Raw genomic sequence first — 2,609 nt, forward strand, 5'->3', positions numbered from 1 at the left:
TATCACGGCCACCAGTTCCGGGTTTACAACCCCGAGCTCGGCGACGGCCGCGGCTTCACCTTCGCCCAGCTGCGGGAGGCCGCGACGGGGCGGCTGCTGGACCTCGGCACCAAGGGCTCGGGTCAGACGCCGTGGTCGCGCCAGGGCGACGGCCGGCTGACGCTGAAAGGCGGCGTGCGCGAGGTGCTGGCCACCGCGATGCTGGAGGCGCTGGGCGTGCCCACCTCGCGGTCCTTCTCGCTGGTGGAGACCGGCGAGGCGCTCTACCGCGGCGACGAGCCGAGCCCGACGCGCTCGTCGGTGCTGACGCGCCTCTCGCACAGCCACATCCGCTTCGGCACCTTCCAGCGGCAGGCCTTCTTCGACCAGGCGGAGCGGATCGGGAAGCTGATCGACTACGTGGTGGCCTGGTACTACCCGGAGCTCCACAACGCGCCCGATCGGGCCGCCGCGCTGCTGGCGGCGGTGACCGAGCGCTCGGCCCGGCTGGCCGCCAGTTGGATGACCGCGGGGTTCGTGCACGGGGTGCTCAACACCGACAACATGAACATCACCGGAGAGAGCTTCGACTACGGCCCTTACCGCTTCCTGCCGCGCAACGACCCCAACTTCACCGCGGCCTACTTCGACCAGACCGGGCTCTACAGCTTCGGCCGCCAGCCGGAGGCGGTGTTCTGGAACCTGCAGCAGCTGGCCGGCTGCCTGACCCTCGTCACCGGCCAGGACCCGTTGGTCGAGGCGCTCAACACCTTCGCCGGCCATTACCGGCGCGAGCTGACCGCGGCCATGCTGGCGCGGCTGGGGCTTAAGGCGCGCACGCCGGACGCGGACACCGAGTTCGTCAACGCCGCTTTCAAAGCCATTGCGGCGGGCGGTGAGCGGCTGCGCTGGGAGCCTTTCTTCTTTGACTGGTTCTGCAGGGACGATGCGCGGGCGCTGAAGGGGCCCCGAGGCGACATCTACCAAGCCGAGGGGTTCGCCGACTTCCGCCAGCTGCTGGCCGCTTACGAGCCGGATCGGCCTGAGCGTCTGAGCGCCGACTATTTCGCAAGGCCAGAGCCGGAGGAGCTGCTCTACGACGAGATCGAGGCCATCTGGGCCCGCATCGCCGAGGGCGACGACTGGAGCGCGTTCCAGGCCAAGCTGGCGAGCATCGAGGTCGCGCGGCAGGCGTATGCGCTAGCCTGAAATCGTCCACCGCTCATCCCGGCGAAAGCCGGGATCCAGTCGGCGTCGGCCCAGCCCTCCCAGCCTCGGATGGGTCCGGGCTCCCGTCCGGACAAGCGGTGTTGGGGGCGGGGTAACCGCGGGTGAGTTCAGGCCGCTTCCGCCCGCGGCCGGCCGGCCCATTGGGCGAGGGCGATGCCGGCCAGGGCGATCACGGCGCCCAGGGCCTGCCAAGGCCCCAACGCCTCGGCGAACAGCAACCAGCCGAGGGCGGCGGCGATCACCGGCTGGATCAGCACCACCACTGAGGCGGTGGCGGCGGGCAGGCGGCCGAGCGCCCAGGCGATCGAGCCCTGGCCCGCCACGTGCATGACGCCGAGCCCGATGCAGGCGGCCCAGCCGGCCCAGGTTTCCGGCGCGAAGTCCTCGCGCAGGATCAGGGCGCCGGCCAAGAGGAAGGGCAGGCCGGTGAGGGTCGACCACAGCATCACCTGCACCGCGCCCGCATGCCGGCGGGCCTGCGCCACGGCGATCATGTAGAGGGCGTACCAGAGGGTGGTGGCCAGCGAGAGGGCGTCGCCCAGCGGCGGGTTCACCCCCGGCGAGCCGCCCCGCGCCACTGCCATCATCCAGGCGCCGGAGACCGCCAGGGCGACGGCCGCGATGAACAGCCGCTGCGGCGCCTGCTTGAAGAAGATCCAGGCGAAGGCGGTGACGATCACCGGCGTCAGGTTGGTCAGCACTGTGGCGTTGGCGATCGAAGTCAGGGCGATGCCGTAGTGCCAGAAGCCCAGGTCGAGGGCGAACATCAGCCCGGCCAGGAAGGCGGCCTTCGGCGGCGGGCCCGCCTGCTCCGCGCCCGGCCGGACGCTGAGCGCCACCAGCAGGGGCGTTGCGAACACCAGCCGCCAGAAGCCGGCCGCCGCCGGGCCGGTCTCGGCCAGCCGAACCAGGATGGGCGCCAGGCCGATGACCACCGCCCCGAAGACCAGCACGGCCAGGCCCTGCCAGCGGCCTTCGCTTCGCGATTCAGTCAAAGCCGAGCTCCCGCCGCAGCTCTTCCGGCGAGACGCCCCGGGCCCGCAGCTCGGCCAGCGTCTCGGCCCTGTCGCGCTTGGCGTAGCGCTTGCCGTCCGGGCCGACCAGCAGGCGGTGGTGGCGGTAGACGGGCGTCGGCAGGTCCAGCAGCGCCTGCAGCAGGCGCTGGACGTGCGCCGCCTCGAAGAGGTCCTGGCCGCGGATCACGTGGGTGATCCCCTGCAGCGCGTCGTCGACGACCACCGCAAGATGATAGGCGACGCCCACGTCCTTGCGCGCCAGCACCACGTCGCCTCCGAGGGCCGGGCGCGCGGCGACGGGCCCGGTCTCGCCGTTTGGGCCGGCGCCTTCCTCCGCGAACATCAGCTTGTTGATGCCGCCGAGCCGGGCCTCCGCCGCGGCCA

General features: G+C 71.9%; 3 protein-coding genes. 1 reads left to right on the forward strand and 2 read right to left on the reverse strand.

Annotated features, from left to right (window positions below; genetic code table 11):
* Positions 1 to 1,188, forward strand: a 1,188-nt coding sequence (locus VHK87_RS00535) for a protein adenylyltransferase SelO family protein (RefSeq protein ID WP_329632945.1), incomplete at its 5' end; no start/stop codon positions are given.
* A gap of 128 nt (positions 1,189 to 1,316) precedes the next feature.
* Here VHK87_RS00535 and VHK87_RS00540 read toward each other — a convergent pair.
* Positions 1,317 to 2,204: a DMT family transporter gene (locus VHK87_RS00540; protein ID WP_329632946.1), complete on the reverse strand. Its 888-nt coding sequence runs from the start codon at positions 2,202 to 2,204 to the stop codon at positions 1,317 to 1,319.
* Positions 2,197 to 2,609, reverse strand: a 413-nt coding sequence (locus VHK87_RS00545) for a glutamate--tRNA ligase family protein (RefSeq protein ID WP_329632947.1), incomplete at its 5' end; no start/stop codon positions are given. The genes VHK87_RS00540 and VHK87_RS00545, both read right to left, overlap by 8 nt.

It is taken from the genome of Phenylobacterium sp. (assembly GCF_036263695.1).
Classification (GTDB): Bacteria; Pseudomonadota; Alphaproteobacteria; order Caulobacterales; family Caulobacteraceae; genus Phenylobacterium.